Source organism: Psychromarinibacter halotolerans, assembly GCF_029168315.1.
GTDB classification, from domain to species: domain Bacteria; phylum Pseudomonadota; class Alphaproteobacteria; order Rhodobacterales; family Rhodobacteraceae; genus Psychromarinibacter; species Psychromarinibacter halotolerans.
Genome location: NZ_JARGYD010000004.1, coordinates 100,707 through 115,017, shown reverse-complemented (window position 1 = coordinate 115,017; position 14,311 = coordinate 100,707). Strand labels below are relative to the sequence as shown.

The window sequence follows — 14,311 nt, the reverse complement described above, 5'->3', positions numbered from 1 at the left end:
CGGCGCGCTTAGACCAGCGTTTTCTTGAAACCGACGTGGCTGGGGTCATATCCCAGCGCCTCGTAGAACTTGCGGGATTCGGTCCGCTGCGCGTTCATCGTCAACTGCATCAGACGGCAGCCGGCGGCGCGGGCCCGTGCTTCGGCATCGTCGAACATCGCCCGGCCCAGCCCGCGGCCCCGCATGGTGTCGGACACCCGCACGCCTTCGACCTGCGCGCGGCGGGCCGCGCTGATCGACAGGCCTGAAATGAACGTGATCTGGTAGGTGGCGACGACAACGCCGTCCTCTTCCCCGACGATCAGATGGTTCGCACCCTCGTCCGCCATCGCGTCGAACGCCGAAAAGTAGCCGTCCATATCGGACTGCTCTCGCCCCTGCCCCAGAAAATCATTCGCCAAAAGCGCCACGACGGCCGGCACATCCTCGCGCCGGGCCTCGCGCCAGATCATGCCAGCGCCTTCGCCAAGGCCGCGATCTTCGCGGGGTCTTTGACGCCGGGGGCGCTTTCGATGCCGGACGACAGGTCGACTTGCCGCGCGCCGGTCAGGCGAACCGCCTCGGCGACGTTATCCGGGGTCAGCCCACCGGCCAGCATCCACGGAACTGGCCAGCGCCGATTGGCGATCAATGTCCAGTCGAAGGCCACCCCGTTGCCGCCGGGCCGGTCGTCGTCCGGAGACGGCTTGGCGTCGAGCAGGATCTGGTCGGCGACAGAGACGTAGGTCTCTAGCGTCGGAAGGTCGTCTTCCGTGGCGATCCCGACCGCTTTCATCACCGGAAGCCCGTACCGCGCCTTCACCTCGGCCACCCGTTCCGGGGTTTCCTTGCCGTGCAACTGAAGCATGTCCAGCGGCACGGTGTCGGTGATCCGGTCCAGCAGTTCGTTGTCGGCGTTCACCGTCAGGGCGACCTTGCAGATGCCCACGGGCACCTCGGCCGCCAACTCAGCGGCCGTTTCGATGGACACGTTCCGGGGCGATTTCGGGAAGAAGACGAACCCGACATAGGCCGCGCCCGCCTTGGCGGCGGCGGCGACGTCTTCGGGCCGGGACAGGCCGCAGAACTTGATGCGTGTCGAGGTCATGGCAGCCGCGGGTCTAGCTTGCCTTGCGGTCGTCCTCAAGCAAAGCCAGCACGTCGTCCGACGTCCCCGGCTTCTCGTGCTTGATCCGAGTCACCTCGCGCGCAAGCTTTTCCTTCTCGCGGCGCTGGTGGGCGGCTTCGGCGCGGTGCTTGTGCTCGCGCAGCCATTCCCAGACGAAGCCCAGCAGAAGGCCGATCACGACCCCGCCAAGGATGACAAGGAACAGCGGCAGCGTCACCGAAGAGTTGAAGCCCAGCAGCAGACTGGTCTGCTCGGGCAGGACGTTCAGCGTCACCATCTCGCGGTTGGCAAGGGCAACGGTAATCAGGCAGACCGCGATGACGGCCAGGATCAGGTAGCGAATATAGCGCATATAAGTCTCAGGCGTTTCCGTTCAGCCGGTCGCGCAGCAGCTTGCCGGTCTTGAAGAAGGGGACATGTTTCTCGTCCACCTCAACGGATTCGCCGGTGCGCGGGTTCCGTCCCAGTCTGGCATCCCGCTTCTTTACGGAAAAGGCCCCGAAGCCGCGCAATTCGACGCGGTCGCCACGCGCCATCGCTTCGATCACTTCTTCGAAGATCGTGTTTACGATCCGTTCGACATCGCGCTGGAACAGGTGCGGATTTTCGTCAGCGATCTTCTGGATCAATTCCGAGCGGATCATTGGCAGCATTCCCCCATCGCTTTCAGAAAAACGGCCGCGTTTTCACGGCTCTAGTTATCGTAGGACTATAGGCCCAATCTAGAAGGCACAAAACAACAGCGCCACGGGTTTCGCGCCAGAAAAGGTGATTTCGGCATGGAATCGCGCGTCGATGCGGCGGCGCAGCGGGAAAAACCCAATGATTTCGCTGAATTCCGGGCGTTCCGAGCAAGCAGAGGGCACTGCTGATTCGCAAAGCGGGCGAATCTGTCGGACGTATTTCGCCGCCTCTGCCCCAGTCGGCAGGTCGGAGTCGGAGCATGTTCATTAACAAGTAAAAAAGGCGCCGAGGCGTTGCCCGGGCGATTTTGTCCGACCGGGAACGAAAAAACCCCGCGCCTTTCGGCGCGGGGTTCGCTTCACCGGCAGAGGCCGGGAAATCTCTTACTCGTCGCCCTTCAGAGCAGCGCCGAGGATGTCGCCCAGCGACGCACCCGAGTCGGAGGAACCGTACTGCTGAACGGCCTCTTTCTCTTCGGCGATCTCGCGTGCCTTGATCGACAGGCCCAGACGGCGGGTCTTGGCGTCGACGTTGGTGACGCGGACGTCGACCTTGTCGCCAACCTGGAACCGCTCGGGGCGCTGCTCGGCACGGTCACGCGACAGGTCGGAGCGGCGGATGAACGACTTGAGGCCGTCGTATTCCACTTCGATGCCGCCATCTTCGATCGCCGTGACTTCCACGGTGATGATCGAACCGCGCTTGACGCCGTCCATGGCTTCCGCGAACGGGTCGCCTTCCAGAGCCTTGATCGAGAGCGAGATACGCTCTTTGTCGGTGTCCACCTCGGTGACGACGGCTTTCACCATGTCGCCCTTGCGGTAGTTCTGGATGGCTTCTTCGCCACGCTGGTCCCACGACAGGTCGGACAGGTGAACCATGCCGTCGATGTCGTTGTCGAGACCGATGAACAGACCGAATTCGGTGATGTTCTTGACCTCGCCTTCGACCTCGGTGCCCATCGGATGGGATTCCTCGAAGACTTCCCACGGGTTGCGCATGGTCTGCTTGAGACCCAGCGAAACGCGGCGCTTCGCGGTGTCGATTTCCAGAACCATGACTTCGACTTCCTGAGAGGTCGAAACGATTTTGCCCGGGTGGACGTTCTTCTTGGTCCACGACATTTCCGAAACGTGCACCAGACCCTCGACGCCGGGTTCCAGTTCCACGAACGCACCATAGTCGGTGATGTTCGTGACGCGGCCGGTGTGAACCGACTCGATCGGGAACTTGGCTTCGACGGAATCCCACGGATCGTCCTGCAGCTGCTTCATGCCGAGGCTGATACGGTGAGTTTCCTTGTTGATCTTGATGACCTGGACCTTGACGGTCTCGCCGATAGACAGGATCTCCGACGGGTGGTTGACGCGGCGCCAGGCCATGTCGGTGACGTGCAGCAGGCCGTCCACACCGCCAAGATCGACGAACGCGCCGTACTCGGTGATGTTCTTGACCACGCCGTCCACGGCATCGCCTTCGCTGAGCTTGCCGATGACTTCGGCGCGCTGCTCGGCGCGGGACTCTTCAAGGATGGCACGGCGCGACACAACGATGTTGCCACGGCGACGGTCCATCTTGAGGATCTGGAACGGCTGCTTGAGACCCATCAGCGGGCCGGCATCGCGCACGGGGCGCACATCGACCTGCGAACCGGGCAGGAACGCCACGGCGCCGCCGAGGTCGACGGTGAAGCCGCCCTTGACGCGGCCGAAGATCGCGCCTTCGACGCGCTGATCGTCGGCATAGGCCTTTTCGAGACGATCCCAGGCTTCTTCGCGGCGGGCTTTGTCACGGCTGATGACCGCTTCGCCACGCGCGTTCTCGACGCGGTCGAGGAACACTTCGACCTCGTCACCGACAGCGATGTCGGGCGCTTCACCGGGGTTCGCGAATTCTTTGAGTTCGACACGGCCTTCCATCTTGTAGCCGACGTCGATGATGGCTTGGCCGGCTTCGATAGCGATGACCTTGCCTTTGACAACCGAACCTTCGTTCGGGGTGTCGATTTCGAGGCTTTCATTAAGGAGGGCCTCGAATTCCTCCATGGATGCGTTCTGAGCCATGTGGCGTCTATTTTCCTTCATAGGCGTTTTGCGGGCCGTGCGGTTGTCTCCGCCGGTCTTGGGATTTCATTGGTCAACGGGTCCACAAAACAAAGAGGGCCGGTGGTCCCGACCCTGCTCGTCTCGATGTCTCGCGGTTAATCCCGTCTTGTCGACGGGAGGCGTATAGCCAAGCGACCGCGAAAAGACAAGCCCCGGGGGCCTGGGTGGGGCGTTCCGGCGGCCTGCCGTCTGCCGCAGGGTCAGGCGCCGCCCTGCCCCGGCCCGGCGGCACCCGCTGGCGCCTGCCATTCAAAGTGGATGTCCCAGCTGTCGCTGCCCGTCACCACGAAGCCGAGGCTTTCGTAGAACGCGTTCGCCCGACTGCCGCGCAGCGCCATCAGCCGCAGGGGCAGACCGGCCTCGCGCGCCTCGGCCTGGACCGCGGCGACAACGGCACTGCCCCGTCCCTCGCCCTGCCGGTCGGGGCTTAGATAGAGGTGGTCGAGGTACAGGTGATCCGCGCGTCGCCGGACCACGACGAACCCCGCAAGCGCGTCCCCGTCCAGGATCAGGCGCGTGTCGTCCGGATCGAATGCACCAAGAAACCGCTCACGGGCGCGGGCCGGGTCGAACCGGCCCAGCGCCTCTAGGCTGGGTCGCATGGCTTCCACCCGGATCGCGGCCAGCCGCGTGCCATCTTCGGGCGCGGCGGGCGCAAGGCGCAGGTCTGGCAGCGTGGAAGTCAGCAATACCGCTCGGGTCCGTTCCACTGCCCGGCATTGTAACGGTCGCCGTGGCACCAGCCGACCGGCAGGATTCTTTCGATCTCGGCTAGTTCGCTGTCGCCCAGCGTGATCTCGGTGCCGCGCACCAGTTCGCGGAAGTGGTCGGCGGTGCGGGTACCGGGGATCGGGATGATATTGTCCCCCTGCGCCAACGTCCACGCAATGGCAATTGCGGCGGTGGGTTCGCCCATCTCGGCTGCGAACTCGCGCAGCGCGTCGGTGTATTCAAGGTTCGGCGGCAGGGTATCGGGCTGGAAGCGCGGGTTCCCCTTGAGGAATCCGATGCCTTCGACCTTTTCCAAGGACGGCGGCGTGTCGGTCAGCAGGCCACGGCCCACAGGCGAGAAGGCGACAAGCGCTGCGCCAAGCTCTTTCGTCGCCTGCAGCAAGCCCAGTTCGGGTGCGCGGGTCGAAAGCGAGTACTCGGACTGCACCGCCGCGATCGGCGCGGCGGCGGCGGCGCGGCGCAGGCTGGACGGCGCGATCTCGGAAAAGCCGATGGACTTGCACTTGCCCTTGGCCACCAGCGCCTGCAGCGCCTCTGCCGCGTCTTCGATGGGCATGTCGGCCTGACGACGGTGGACGTAATAAACCTCGACGCAGTCGACGCCCAGACGCTTGAGGCTGCCGTTCAGTTCGGCCTCGAGGTGGTCCAGATCGTTGCGGTAACAGCGGTTGCCGTCCGCGTCCTTGGTGATCCCGCCCTTGGTGGCGATGACGAAATGATCCTTCGCCCATGGGTTGGCGGCAAGATACGCGCCGATGGTCTCTTCCGACTTGCCGCCTGCGTAGACGTTCGAGGTGTCGATGTGGGTGACGCCCAGTTCGACCGCCGCGTCCAGCACGCCAAAGCTTTCGTCCTGCGTGGTCGGTCCATAGAACGGCCCGAAGGACATCGCGCCGATCCCCAACGGCGAAACCTCGGTCGTTCCCAGTTTGCGTTTCTGCATCATCCGTCTCCCCTCATCCTGCTTTCGATCTCGGCGATGGCGCGGGCCACGGCCTGTTCAATCGTCATGTCGCTGGTGTCGATCAGCATCGCATCCGGCGCCTGTGTCAACGGCGCGTCAGCCCGTCCGGTGTCCCGTGCGTCGCGGGCCAGCTGGTCGGCCAGAACCTCGTCATAAGTCACCGCCAGCCCCTTGCCGGTCAGCTCAAGATGCCGCCGCGCCGCTCGCACCTCGGCAGAGGCCGTGACGAACAGTTTCGCGTCGGCATCCGGGCAGATGACCGTGCCGATGTCGCGCCCGTCCAGCACCGCGCCGCCGGGGCGGCGGGCGAACCCTTTCTGGAACGCTACCAGCGCCTTGCGCACGGCGGGCATCGCCGCCACGCGGCTTGCGGCCTCGGCCACCTGCGGCGTGCGCAACCCCTCGCGGTCCAGATCGGCAGGCACCAGCGCCTCGGCGGCGGTCAGCGCGTCCTCGCCGTCCAGCGTCCGGGCGCCCACGGCGCGGTACAGCAGGCCGGTGTCGAGATGCGCGAACCCGAAATGATCCGCCACCTGCTTCGAGATCGTGCCCTTGCCGGCGGCGGCGGGGCCGTCGATGGCCACGGTGAACGGGCGGTTGGTCATGGGCTCAGCGATTGGACCGCACCAGCTGTGCACCGAGCGTGCCCATCAGCGGCTCGAAGATCGGGAACGAGGTCGCGATCGGGCCGCTGTCGTCCACGCCGATGGGTTTCTCCGACGCCATGCCGCAGCACAGGAAGGACATCGCGATCCGGTGATCCAGCCGCGCCTCGGCGGTCGCGCCGCCGGGAACGCCGCCCGGTCCCATGCCGTGGACGATGAGGGTGTCCTCGTCCTCTTCGATGGTGACGCCACAGGCCTCCAGCCCGCGCGCCATCGCGTCGATCCGGTCGCTTTCCTTCACGCGCAGTTCCTTCACGCCCTTCATCACGGTCTTGCCAGAGGCGAAGGACGCGACGACCGAAAGGATCGGATATTCGTCGATCATCGACGGCGCGCGTTCCGGCGGAACCTCGATGCCCTTCATGTCCGGTGAGAAGCGGGCGCGCAGGTCCGCGACGGGTTCGCCGCCCTCGGTGCGCTCGTTTTCGAACGTCAGATCGGCGCCCATTTCCTTCAGCGTGGTGTACAAACCCGCACGGGTCGGGTTCAGGCCGATGTTCGGCACCAACACGTCAGACCCCTCGACGATCAGCGCGGCGCAGACCGGGAACGCGGCCGAGGACGGATCGCGCGGCACGGCGATGGTCTGGGGCTTCAACTCGGGGCGGCCGGTCAGGGTAACGACGCGGCCCTCGTCGGTGTCCTCGACGGTAATCTCGGCCCCGAAGCCGGCCAGCATCCGCTCGGTATGGTCGCGGGTCGGTTCCTTTTCGATCACCACGGTCTGGCCCGGCGCGTTCAGCCCCGCCAGCAGAACGGCGGACTTCACCTGCGCCGAGGCCATTGGCAGCGTGTAGGTCACCGGCACCGGATCGGCGGCGCCGACCAGCGTCATCGGCAGGCGCCCGCCCTCGCGGCCTACGGCTTGGCAGCCGAACAGCGACAGCGGGTCGGTGATGCGGCCCATCGGGCGCTTGCGCAGGCTGGCATCGCCGGTGAAGGTCGCGGTGATCGGCGTGGTCGCCATCGTCCCCATGATCAGCCGCACCCCGGTGCCCGAGTTGCCGCAGTCGATCACGTCCTCGGGCTCCGAGAAGCCGCCGACACCGACGCCGTGCACGGTCCAGTCGCCGCCGCCATGTTCGATTACCTCGGCCCCGAAGGCGCGCATCGCCTTGGCGGTGTCCAGCACGTCCTGCCCTTCCAGCAGGCCAGAGATCTTCGTCTCGCCCACCGTCAGCGCGCCAAGGATCAGCGAGCGGTGGCTGATCGACTTGTCGCCGGGCACGTCGGCGGTGCCTTTCAGCGGCCCGGACTTGCGGGCGGTCATAGGGGTGGCGGGGCCGTGGGACGACATCGGGGACCTCTCGTTGAACCGTTCCCCGGATAGCGAAACCCCGAAGGACAATCCACAGGCAATCAACCTGTTGCGGTCGCGCGGGGGCGCCGAGCGCGCCGCGAAATCGGAAACGAGGGCAGCGCCGGCCCGCGGGGTGGCGCAATAGCGCCGCCCCAGGGGGGCGGGTCGGCGCTGCCCGGCGTAAACGCCGGGCGGGACGTCACTCCGCCCCCTACCCCGCCTTGCGGAAGGTCAGATAATGCGGCGTCCGCCCCTCGCGCAGGGCTTTCTGTTCATAGCGGGTCGAATACCAGTCGTCCCACGGCGTCCGCCAGTCGGCGGCGCGCTCGGCCTGCCATTCGAACCCGTGGCGCGGCACCTGTTCCAGTGTCTGACGCACGTAGTCCGGGATATCGGTCGCGACGCGAAACTCGGCGCCGGGTTTCAACACGCGCGCCAACGGTTCCAGATGCTCGGGCGTCACGAAGCGGCGACGGTGGTGTTTCTTCTTGGGCCACGGGTCAGGATACAGCAGGAAAGCCTTCGCGACCGAAGCTTCCGGCAGCACGTCGAACAGATCGCGGACATCACCCGGATGGATGCGGATGTTCTCGACCCCGGCGTCGCGCATCTTGCCCAGAAGCATCGCAACGCCGTTGATGAACGGCTCGCATCCGATGATGCCGACGTCGGGGTTGGACGCGGCCTGATGCACCATGTGCTCGCCGCCGCCAAAGCCGATCTCCAGCCACAGATCGCGGCCGCCGAACAGCGCCTGAAGATCCAGCGGCGCACGGTCCGGATTCACGTCCCAGCCGACAGCGCCGGGGCTGAGGTCCGAGAGGTCCTCTTCAAGGTATTCCTGTTGGCTGGGGCGCAGCGTTTTGCCATGCCGACGGCCATAGAAATTGCGCCAAGGCGCTTGCGGATGCTTTTGATCGTTCTTCGTGTCGCTCATGGCCGCGCCTATGGCGCAGCCACCGCCCCGGGGTCAAGCACCAGACGGTCAGGCTTCACTGTTTGCTCCACGCGAACGACCCTCTCGTTTTCGTGATTAAATTATGTTAACGTTACGTCAACCTCATTGCGTGGCGTCACGAGTTCAGCGGTTTCATTCCGGCCAACCAATAGGGGAAAACACCATGTCCAACTGGGAAATCCACGGGCACGAGCTCGTGACCTGCAACTGCGTGTATGCGTGCCCATGCCAGTTCAACGCGCTGCCCGACAAGGGCCACTGCGAGGCGGCGGTTCTTTACGAGATCGACAAGGGCCACCACGGCGACACAAAGCTGGACGGCTTGCGGCTGGGCATTCTGTACAAGTGGCCGGGCGCCGTGCACGAGGGCGATGGCACGATGCAAATCTTCGTCGACGACCGCGCGACCGACGCACAGGCGACCGCGCTTGAAGCGATCGCCAGCGGCGAGGACACCGAGGATTTCGCGACCATGTGGTGGATCTTCCATGCGATGGCGCCCAACCGGCTTCCGACGGAACGCGCCGCGATTTCGCTGGATGTCGACATCGAAGAACGGACTGGCAAAGGTCGCGTCGGTGATGCGTTCTCGCTGAGTGCCGAGCCGATCCGCAACCCGGTCACAGGCGACACGCACCGCGTCCGGATCGATCTGCCGAACGGCTTCGAGTACCGCATCGCCGAGATCGGGTCCGGCACCGCCAATGTGACGGCCGACATCAAGATCGACGGGATCGACGGCACCTACGCCCAGATGGCGGAACTTCACATCTCGGGCACCGGCGTGCTTGAAGCCGCCTGACGCCATGCGCGGCGGATGGGTAGAGGTCGCGCTTCGGCGCGACCGCGCGCTGCTGGTCGGCGCGATGGGGGTCCTGTTCCTGCTGGCGGGCCTTTACACGATCTTCGGTGTCGGCATGTCGATGTCGGCGCTGGACATGACCCGGATGGCAGGCATGATCGACATGCCATCATTGCGGACGCCGGGCGCATGGTCAGCGGGCTTCACGGTGCTGGTCGTCCTGATGTGGTGGGTGATGATGGTGGCGATGATGCTGCCGTCCGTCGCGCCAGTGATCCTGCTATACGCTGCGCTGATCCGGCGATCTTCCACCCCGGACCGCGCGCGGAACCTTGGTGCAAACTTCCTTGCCGGCTATTTGCTGGCATGGTTGGGCTTCAGCCTAGGTGCTGCGCTGTGTCAGTGGGCGCTGGAATACGCCGGGGTCGTCTCGGCCTCGATGATGACGCTGCTCGACACGCGGCTGGGCGCTGTCGTGCTGATCGCGGCGGGGGCGTTCCAATTCACACCTTTGAAAGACAGCTGCCTGTCACAGTGCCGATCCCCCGCAAAATTCCTGTCAGAGCGTCATCGCCCCGGCCTGCGGGGCGCGCTGGTGATGGGGCTTGAACACGGGATCTACTGCCTTGGCTGCTGCTGGGGGCTGATGGCCCTGCTGTTCGTCGGCGGCATCATGAACCTGTACTGGATCGTGGGGCTTGCAGCGTTGGTCGCACTGGAAAAGCTGACACCGCACGGACGCCTGATCTCGCGCATCGCGGGCGCGGCGTTGGTGGCGTGGGGACTGTCGCTGCTCACGGGGCTAACCTAGGCAGGTCTAGCCACGGCCGCGATAGGTCGGCACACCCTGATCGGGTATCCAAGCGCCTTCGGGGGCCGGGCCGGTCTGCCAGAAGACGTCGATCGGGATCCCGCCGCGCGGATACCAATAGGCACCGATGCGCAGCCATTCGGGCGACAGCAGTTCGACCAGCCGGTTGGCGATCTCCATCGTGCAATCTTCGTGAAAGGCGCCGTGATTGCGGAAGGAATGCAAAAATAGCTTGAGCGACTTGGATTCCACCAGCCAGTCGCCGGGGATGTAGTCGATCACGATGTGGGCGAAGTCGGGCTGCCCCGTCATCGGGCACAGCGAGGTAAACTCGGGCGCGGTGAACCGCACCGCGGCGCCCTGCCCCTTGGAACCGAAGGGCACCCGTTCCAGCACCGCCTCGGACGGCGACGCGGGAAGCGCGGTGTGAGCGCCAAGTTGTGAAAGGCCCGATACGTCGGTTTTCGCCATGTACCGGGCCCTCCCGTTTCAGTGGATCAGATCGCGGACTTCAGCGCCTCGGCCAGATCCGTCTGTTCCCAAGAGAAGCCGCCGTCGGCTTCCGGGGCGCGGCCGAAGTGGCCGTAAGCCGCGGTGCGCTGGAAGATCGGCTTGTTCAGCTGAAGCTTCTCGCGGATGCCACGCGGGGTCAGGTCCATGACCTGCGCGATGGCCGCCTCGATCTTCGCCTCGTCCACTTCGCCGGTGCCGTGGGTGTCGACATAGATCGACAGCGGCTTGGCGACGCCGATGGCGTAGGACAGCTGCAGCGTGCACTTGTGGGCCAGACCGGCGGCAACGACGTTCTTGGCGACGTAACGCGCGGCGTAGGCAGCCGAACGGTCAACCTTGGTCGGATCCTTGCCCGAGAACGCACCGCCACCGTGCGGAGCAGCCCCGCCATAGGTGTCGACGATGATCTTGCGGCCGGTCAGGCCGGCGTCGCCGTCGGGTCCGCCGATCACGAACTTGCCGGTCGGGTTCACGTGCCATTCCGTTTCGCCGGTGACCCATCCTTCGGGCAGTTCGCCAAGAATGTAGGGTTCGACGATGGCACGCACGTCGGCCGAGCTTAGCGTCGGATCAAGGTGCTGGGTCGACAGAACGATCGACGTCACGCCAACGGGCTGGCCGTTTTCGTAGCGCACGGTCAGCTGCGACTTGGCGTCCGGTCCCAGCTTGGGCTCGGTGCCGTTCTTGCGGACCTCGGCCAGCTTCTTGAGGATCGCGTGGCTGTAGAGGATCGGCGCCGGCATCAGTTCCGGGGTCTCGTCGGTCGCGTAACCGAACATGATCCCCTGGTCGCCTGCGCCTTCGTCCTTGTTGTCGGCGGCGTCAACGCCCTGGGCGATGTCGGCGGACTGGGCATGAAGGTAGCTGTCGACCTTCATGTTGGCCCAGTGGAAGCCTTCCTGCTCATAGCCGATGTCCTTCACGCAGTCGCGTGCGATCTGTTCGACGTTGCGGATGACCTCGCCGGGGCCGCGAACCTCGCCGCCGATCACAACGCGATCGGTGGTGGCGAACGTCTCGCATGCGACGCGGGAGTACGGATCTTCTGAAAGGAATGCATCAAGGACCGCGTCGGAAATGCGGTCACAGACCTTGTCCGGGTGGCCCTCTGAAACGGATTCAGAGGTGAAGATATAGCTGTTTCGGGACATGAGTGCTCCATTGGAATGTAGGCCGACCACGCCAGGAAGCCGTTGTGGCGGCACATTCCAATTGGGTTATCTTTGTGGCGAACTCGCGTCAATGGCGTTGCGGCGGCGCAGCACGATTAGCCCCGAAAGCCCCGCCAACAAAACGAAGAACACGGGCCAATCCCCGGTATTCGCGTAGATTGTCGGCGGAAGTGGACTAGGAAGGGATGAATCAATCCACCCGGCCTCGTTCAGCGGGATCGACGCCACAATTTCGCCACGCGCATCAATCACCGCCGAGACGCCGGTATTCGCGGCCCGCACCATCGGCAGGCCCTGCTCGACCGCGCGCAGCCGCGCTTGCGCCAGATGCTGGTACGGCCCCGAGACCTTGCCGAACCAAGCGTCGTTGGTGATCTGCAAAAGCCAGCCGGGCCGCGCGGGCGCCGCGTTGACGTCTTGCGGGAAGATCGCCTCGTAGCAGATCAGTGGCAGCGCGCTGCCCAGCGGCCCCAGATCCAGAAGCTGCGGCCCCGGCCCCGAACTATAGCCAAAGCCCATGCTGGACCCGAACAGTGTCATGCCGACCGTGTCGAACATCGACGACAGGGGCAGATATTCCCCGAACGGCACAAGGTGATACTTGTCGTAAAGATCGGCGACGACGCCGTCGCCATCCAGCACGATCAGGCTGTTGAAGGCGTCCCGCCCCTCCCACCGCTGAATTCCCAGCACGACCGGCACCCCGCCTGCGGCCTGCGCGACCCGCATAAGAAGCGGCTCAGCGTTGTTCAGAACCGTGGGGATCGCGGTTTCCGGCCAGATCACAAGGTCGGGCCGCCCGTCGGCGCCCGCAGCCGTGTATTCCAGCTGTCGGCGGAAGAAAGTCGTCGCGTGGTCCGGGTCCCACTTCAGGTGCTGCGCCGCGTTGGGCTGCACCAAGCGGACCACCTGCGGCGATTCAACGGCCGGGACCGGCTGCGCCGCCTGCCACATGCCAAGCCCGTACAGCACCGCGAAGGGCAAGAGCGCCAGCCCACCCCGGCGCCAGCTGGGCCAAGCCGCCGACGCAAGGGCTGCCGCAAGAACCGTCAGGACCGACAACCCGACCGGCCCGACCCACGCCACCAGCTGCATCGGGCCCCAACCGACCCACACATGACCGATCATCGCCCACGGAAAGCCGGTCAGAATGTAAGATCGCGTCAGTTCGACGAAGGCCAGCGCAAGGGCGAAGGCCACCGCCTGCCCCCAGCGGCCTGTCCCCCGCCCGATCCAGTGCGCCAGCGCAAAGGCCGCGCCCCAGAACAGCGCGAACCCGCCCGCCATGAAGACCAACGCGAAGGGCGCCATCCAGCCGTGGCGGGCGATGTCGACGAAGAACGGCTCGACGATCCAGAACAGCGACGCCGCGAAGTAGCCCGCGCCAAAGCTCCAGCCGATCCACGCAGCCCCCCGCACTGTCGATGTGAGTACAAAGAAACGGAACACCAAGGCCAGCGCGGCAAGCGTCGCCCAAGGCAGGCCCACGGGCGCCTGCCCAAGCGCAGCCAGCGCGCCCAGAAGGATCGCCGCCGGCATGGACCGGCGCGCGAAAATACCCTTCCGCGACGCTACTGCGGTTTCACTCACCCGCGACCTGCGGCAGCCTGACACGCAGACGCTTGATCCGGCGCGGGTCGGCGTCGACGACGACGAACTCGACCCCTGCGGGGTGCGGGATCATCTCGCCACGCGCCGGCACGCGGCCGGACAGCATGAAGACCAGGCCGCCAAGCGTGTCGATCTCTTCCTGTTCTTCGTCATCCGCAAGGGACAGGCCGATCTCGTGCTCGAACTCTTCCAGCGGCGCCGTGGCCTGCGCAAGGTAGACGCCCGGTTTCTCCTGCGTCCAAAGCTGATCTTCCTCGGTGTCGTGTTCGTCCTCGATCTCGCCGATGACCTGTTCGATCAGGTCCTCGATGGTCACAAGGCCGTCGACCCCACCGTATTCGTCGATCACCAGCGCAAGGTGCATCCGCTGCGTCTGCATCTTCTGCAGCAGCACGCCGATGGGCATCGACGGCGGCGCGAACAGCAGCGGCCGCAACATCTTGCGAAGGTTGAAGGGAATGCCGTCGCCGTTGAACCCGTGGGTCAGGGCAAAGTCCTTCAGGTGGACCATGCCCAGCGGCGTGTCGAGCGTGCCTTCGAACACCGGAAGACGCGTCAGCCCGCTTTCGCGGAACACGGCCACCAGTTCCTCCATCGAGATTTCGATGGGGACCGACACGATCTCGGATTTCGGGATCGCGACGTCCTCGACCCGCATCCTGCGCAGGTTGAGCATACCAAGAGCCGCGCCGGCCTGAGCCGACCCGTTCGGGGTCCCGTCGGTTTCATCTGAATCTTCCAGCTCGACATCCGTCGGGCCGTTCAGGGCTTTCTTGAACCAGGTAAATAACCCGCCCTGCCCGTTCTCTATCTGATCCTGCGCGCTTTGCGCTGCGCTAGAGGACCCGCTATCCGCGTCGCCCATCTGTCCTTTCCAAGAAACGCG

At 65.1% G+C, this 14,311-nt stretch carries 16 protein-coding genes and 1 riboswitch; of the genes, 2 read left to right on the top strand and 14 right to left on the bottom strand.

The window, feature by feature from the left end:
• Positions 1–8: 8 nt before the first annotated feature.
• The 10 genes from P1K30_RS11670 to trmB form a co-directional block, all read right to left on the bottom strand.
• Entirely contained in the window at positions 9–452 is a 444-nt protein-coding gene (locus P1K30_RS11670) for a GNAT family N-acetyltransferase (RefSeq protein WP_275632914.1), read from the bottom strand.
• Positions 449–1,087, bottom strand: coding sequence for a phosphoribosylanthranilate isomerase (locus P1K30_RS11665; RefSeq protein ID WP_275632913.1), 639 nt, complete (start codon positions 1,085–1,087; stop codon positions 449–451). Before P1K30_RS11665 ends, P1K30_RS11670 begins: the two co-directional genes overlap by 4 nt.
• Before the next feature lie 13 nt (positions 1,088–1,100).
• Positions 1,101–1,460: a LapA family protein gene (locus P1K30_RS11660; protein ID WP_275632912.1), complete on the bottom strand. Its 360-nt coding sequence runs from the start codon at positions 1,458–1,460 to the stop codon at positions 1,101–1,103.
• 7 nt (positions 1,461–1,467) lie between these two features.
• A complete protein-coding gene (gene ihfB / locus P1K30_RS11655) occupies positions 1,468–1,752 on the bottom strand; it encodes an integration host factor subunit beta (protein WP_275632911.1) in 285 nt (94 codons plus the stop codon).
• A gap of 423 nt (positions 1,753–2,175) precedes the next feature.
• A complete protein-coding gene (gene rpsA / locus P1K30_RS11650; protein ID WP_275632910.1) occupies positions 2,176–3,876 on the bottom strand; it encodes a 30S ribosomal protein S1 in 1,701 nt (566 codons plus the stop codon).
• Between the two features lie 221 nt (positions 3,877–4,097).
• Positions 4,098–4,586: a GNAT family N-acetyltransferase gene (locus P1K30_RS11645; RefSeq protein WP_275632909.1), complete on the bottom strand. Its 489-nt coding sequence runs from the start codon at positions 4,584–4,586 to the stop codon at positions 4,098–4,100.
• Positions 4,580–5,572 (bottom strand): aldo/keto reductase, encoded by a 993-nt coding sequence (locus P1K30_RS11640; protein ID WP_275632908.1) that lies wholly within the window; start codon positions 5,570–5,572, stop codon positions 4,580–4,582. The genes P1K30_RS11645 and P1K30_RS11640 overlap by 7 nt, the downstream gene beginning before the upstream one ends.
• The gene (locus P1K30_RS11635) at positions 5,572–6,198 is read right to left on the bottom strand and encodes a (d)CMP kinase (RefSeq protein ID WP_275632907.1); all 627 of its coding nucleotides are present in this window, start codon (positions 6,196–6,198) and stop codon (positions 5,572–5,574) included. Before P1K30_RS11635 ends, P1K30_RS11640 begins: the two co-directional genes overlap by 1 nt.
• 4 nt (positions 6,199–6,202) lie before the next feature.
• The gene (aroA, locus tag P1K30_RS11630; RefSeq protein WP_275632906.1) at positions 6,203–7,555 is read right to left on the bottom strand and encodes a 3-phosphoshikimate 1-carboxyvinyltransferase; all 1,353 of its coding nucleotides are present in this window, start codon (positions 7,553–7,555) and stop codon (positions 6,203–6,205) included.
• A 214-nt stretch (positions 7,556–7,769) separates the two neighbouring features.
• Positions 7,770–8,495, bottom strand: a complete 726-nt coding sequence (gene trmB / locus P1K30_RS11625; RefSeq protein ID WP_275632905.1) for a tRNA (guanine(46)-N(7))-methyltransferase TrmB — start codon at positions 8,493–8,495, stop codon at positions 7,770–7,772.
• 184 nt (positions 8,496–8,679) lie between these two features.
• On the opposite strand from trmB, the gene P1K30_RS11620 reads away from it, so the two are divergent.
• On the top strand, positions 8,680–9,318 hold the full coding sequence (locus P1K30_RS11620; protein WP_275632904.1) for a DUF1326 domain-containing protein: 639 nt from the start codon (positions 8,680–8,682) through the stop codon (positions 9,316–9,318).
• A gap of 4 nt (positions 9,319–9,322) precedes the next feature.
• Positions 9,323–10,129: a DUF2182 domain-containing protein gene (locus P1K30_RS11615; RefSeq protein WP_275632903.1), complete on the top strand. Its 807-nt coding sequence runs from the start codon at positions 9,323–9,325 to the stop codon at positions 10,127–10,129.
• A gap of 6 nt (positions 10,130–10,135) precedes the next feature.
• On the opposite strand, the gene queF is transcribed toward P1K30_RS11615, so the two are convergent.
• The 4 genes from queF to P1K30_RS11595 form a co-directional block, all read right to left on the bottom strand.
• Positions 10,136–10,600, bottom strand: coding sequence for a preQ(1) synthase (gene queF / locus P1K30_RS11610; protein ID WP_275632902.1), 465 nt, complete (start codon positions 10,598–10,600; stop codon positions 10,136–10,138).
• Positions 10,601–10,626: 26 nt separating this feature from the next.
• A complete protein-coding gene (gene metK / locus P1K30_RS11605; RefSeq protein ID WP_275632901.1) occupies positions 10,627–11,793 on the bottom strand; it encodes a methionine adenosyltransferase in 1,167 nt (388 codons plus the stop codon).
• A gap of 3 nt (positions 11,794–11,796) precedes the next feature.
• Positions 11,797–11,847: riboswitch (SAM-SAH riboswitch) on the bottom strand.
• A 12-nt stretch (positions 11,848–11,859) separates the two neighbouring features.
• Positions 11,860–13,353: an apolipoprotein N-acyltransferase gene (lnt, locus tag P1K30_RS11600; RefSeq protein ID WP_275632900.1), complete on the bottom strand. Its 1,494-nt coding sequence runs from the start codon at positions 13,351–13,353 to the stop codon at positions 11,860–11,862.
• 43 nt (positions 13,354–13,396) lie between these two features.
• Entirely contained in the window at positions 13,397–14,290 is an 894-nt protein-coding gene (locus P1K30_RS11595) for a hemolysin family protein (RefSeq protein WP_275632899.1), read from the bottom strand.
• Positions 14,291–14,311: the final 21 nt, after the last annotated feature.

Excerpts from the sequence above, each read along its gene's own strand:
- P1K30_RS11640 (WP_275632908.1), bottom strand. The coding sequence starts at position 5,572 with ATGCAGAAACGCAAACTGGGAACGACCGAGGTTTCGCCGTTGGGGATC.
- P1K30_RS11615 (WP_275632903.1), top strand. The coding sequence starts at position 9,323 with ATGCGCGGCGGATGGGTAGAGGTCGCGCTTCGGCGCGACCGCGCGCTG.
- P1K30_RS11620 (WP_275632904.1), top strand. The coding sequence starts at position 8,680 with ATGTCCAACTGGGAAATCCACGGGCACGAGCTCGTGACCTGCAACTGC.
- P1K30_RS11660 (WP_275632912.1), bottom strand. The coding sequence starts at position 1,460 with ATGCGCTATATTCGCTACCTGATCCTGGCCGTCATCGCGGTCTGCCTG.
- P1K30_RS11595 (WP_275632899.1), bottom strand. The coding sequence starts at position 14,290 with ATGGGCGACGCGGATAGCGGGTCCTCTAGCGCAGCGCAAAGCGCGCAG.
- P1K30_RS11670 (WP_275632914.1), bottom strand. The coding sequence starts at position 452 with ATGATCTGGCGCGAGGCCCGGCGCGAGGATGTGCCGGCCGTCGTGGCG.
- aroA (WP_275632906.1), bottom strand. The coding sequence starts at position 7,555 with ATGTCGTCCCACGGCCCCGCCACCCCTATGACCGCCCGCAAGTCCGGG.
- P1K30_RS11635 (WP_275632907.1), bottom strand. The coding sequence starts at position 6,198 with ATGACCAACCGCCCGTTCACCGTGGCCATCGACGGCCCCGCCGCCGCC.
- P1K30_RS11665 (WP_275632913.1), bottom strand. The coding sequence starts at position 1,087 with ATGACCTCGACACGCATCAAGTTCTGCGGCCTGTCCCGGCCCGAAGAC.
- ihfB (WP_275632911.1), bottom strand. The coding sequence starts at position 1,752 with ATGATCCGCTCGGAATTGATCCAGAAGATCGCTGACGAAAATCCGCAC.
- rpsA (WP_275632910.1), bottom strand. The coding sequence starts at position 3,876 with ATGAAGGAAAATAGACGCCACATGGCTCAGAACGCATCCATGGAGGAA.
- metK (WP_275632901.1), bottom strand. The coding sequence starts at position 11,793 with ATGTCCCGAAACAGCTATATCTTCACCTCTGAATCCGTTTCAGAGGGC.
- lnt (WP_275632900.1), bottom strand. The coding sequence starts at position 13,353 with ATGCCGGCGGCGATCCTTCTGGGCGCGCTGGCTGCGCTTGGGCAGGCG.
- trmB (WP_275632905.1), bottom strand. The coding sequence starts at position 8,495 with ATGAGCGACACGAAGAACGATCAAAAGCATCCGCAAGCGCCTTGGCGC.
- queF (WP_275632902.1), bottom strand. The coding sequence starts at position 10,600 with ATGGCGAAAACCGACGTATCGGGCCTTTCACAACTTGGCGCTCACACC.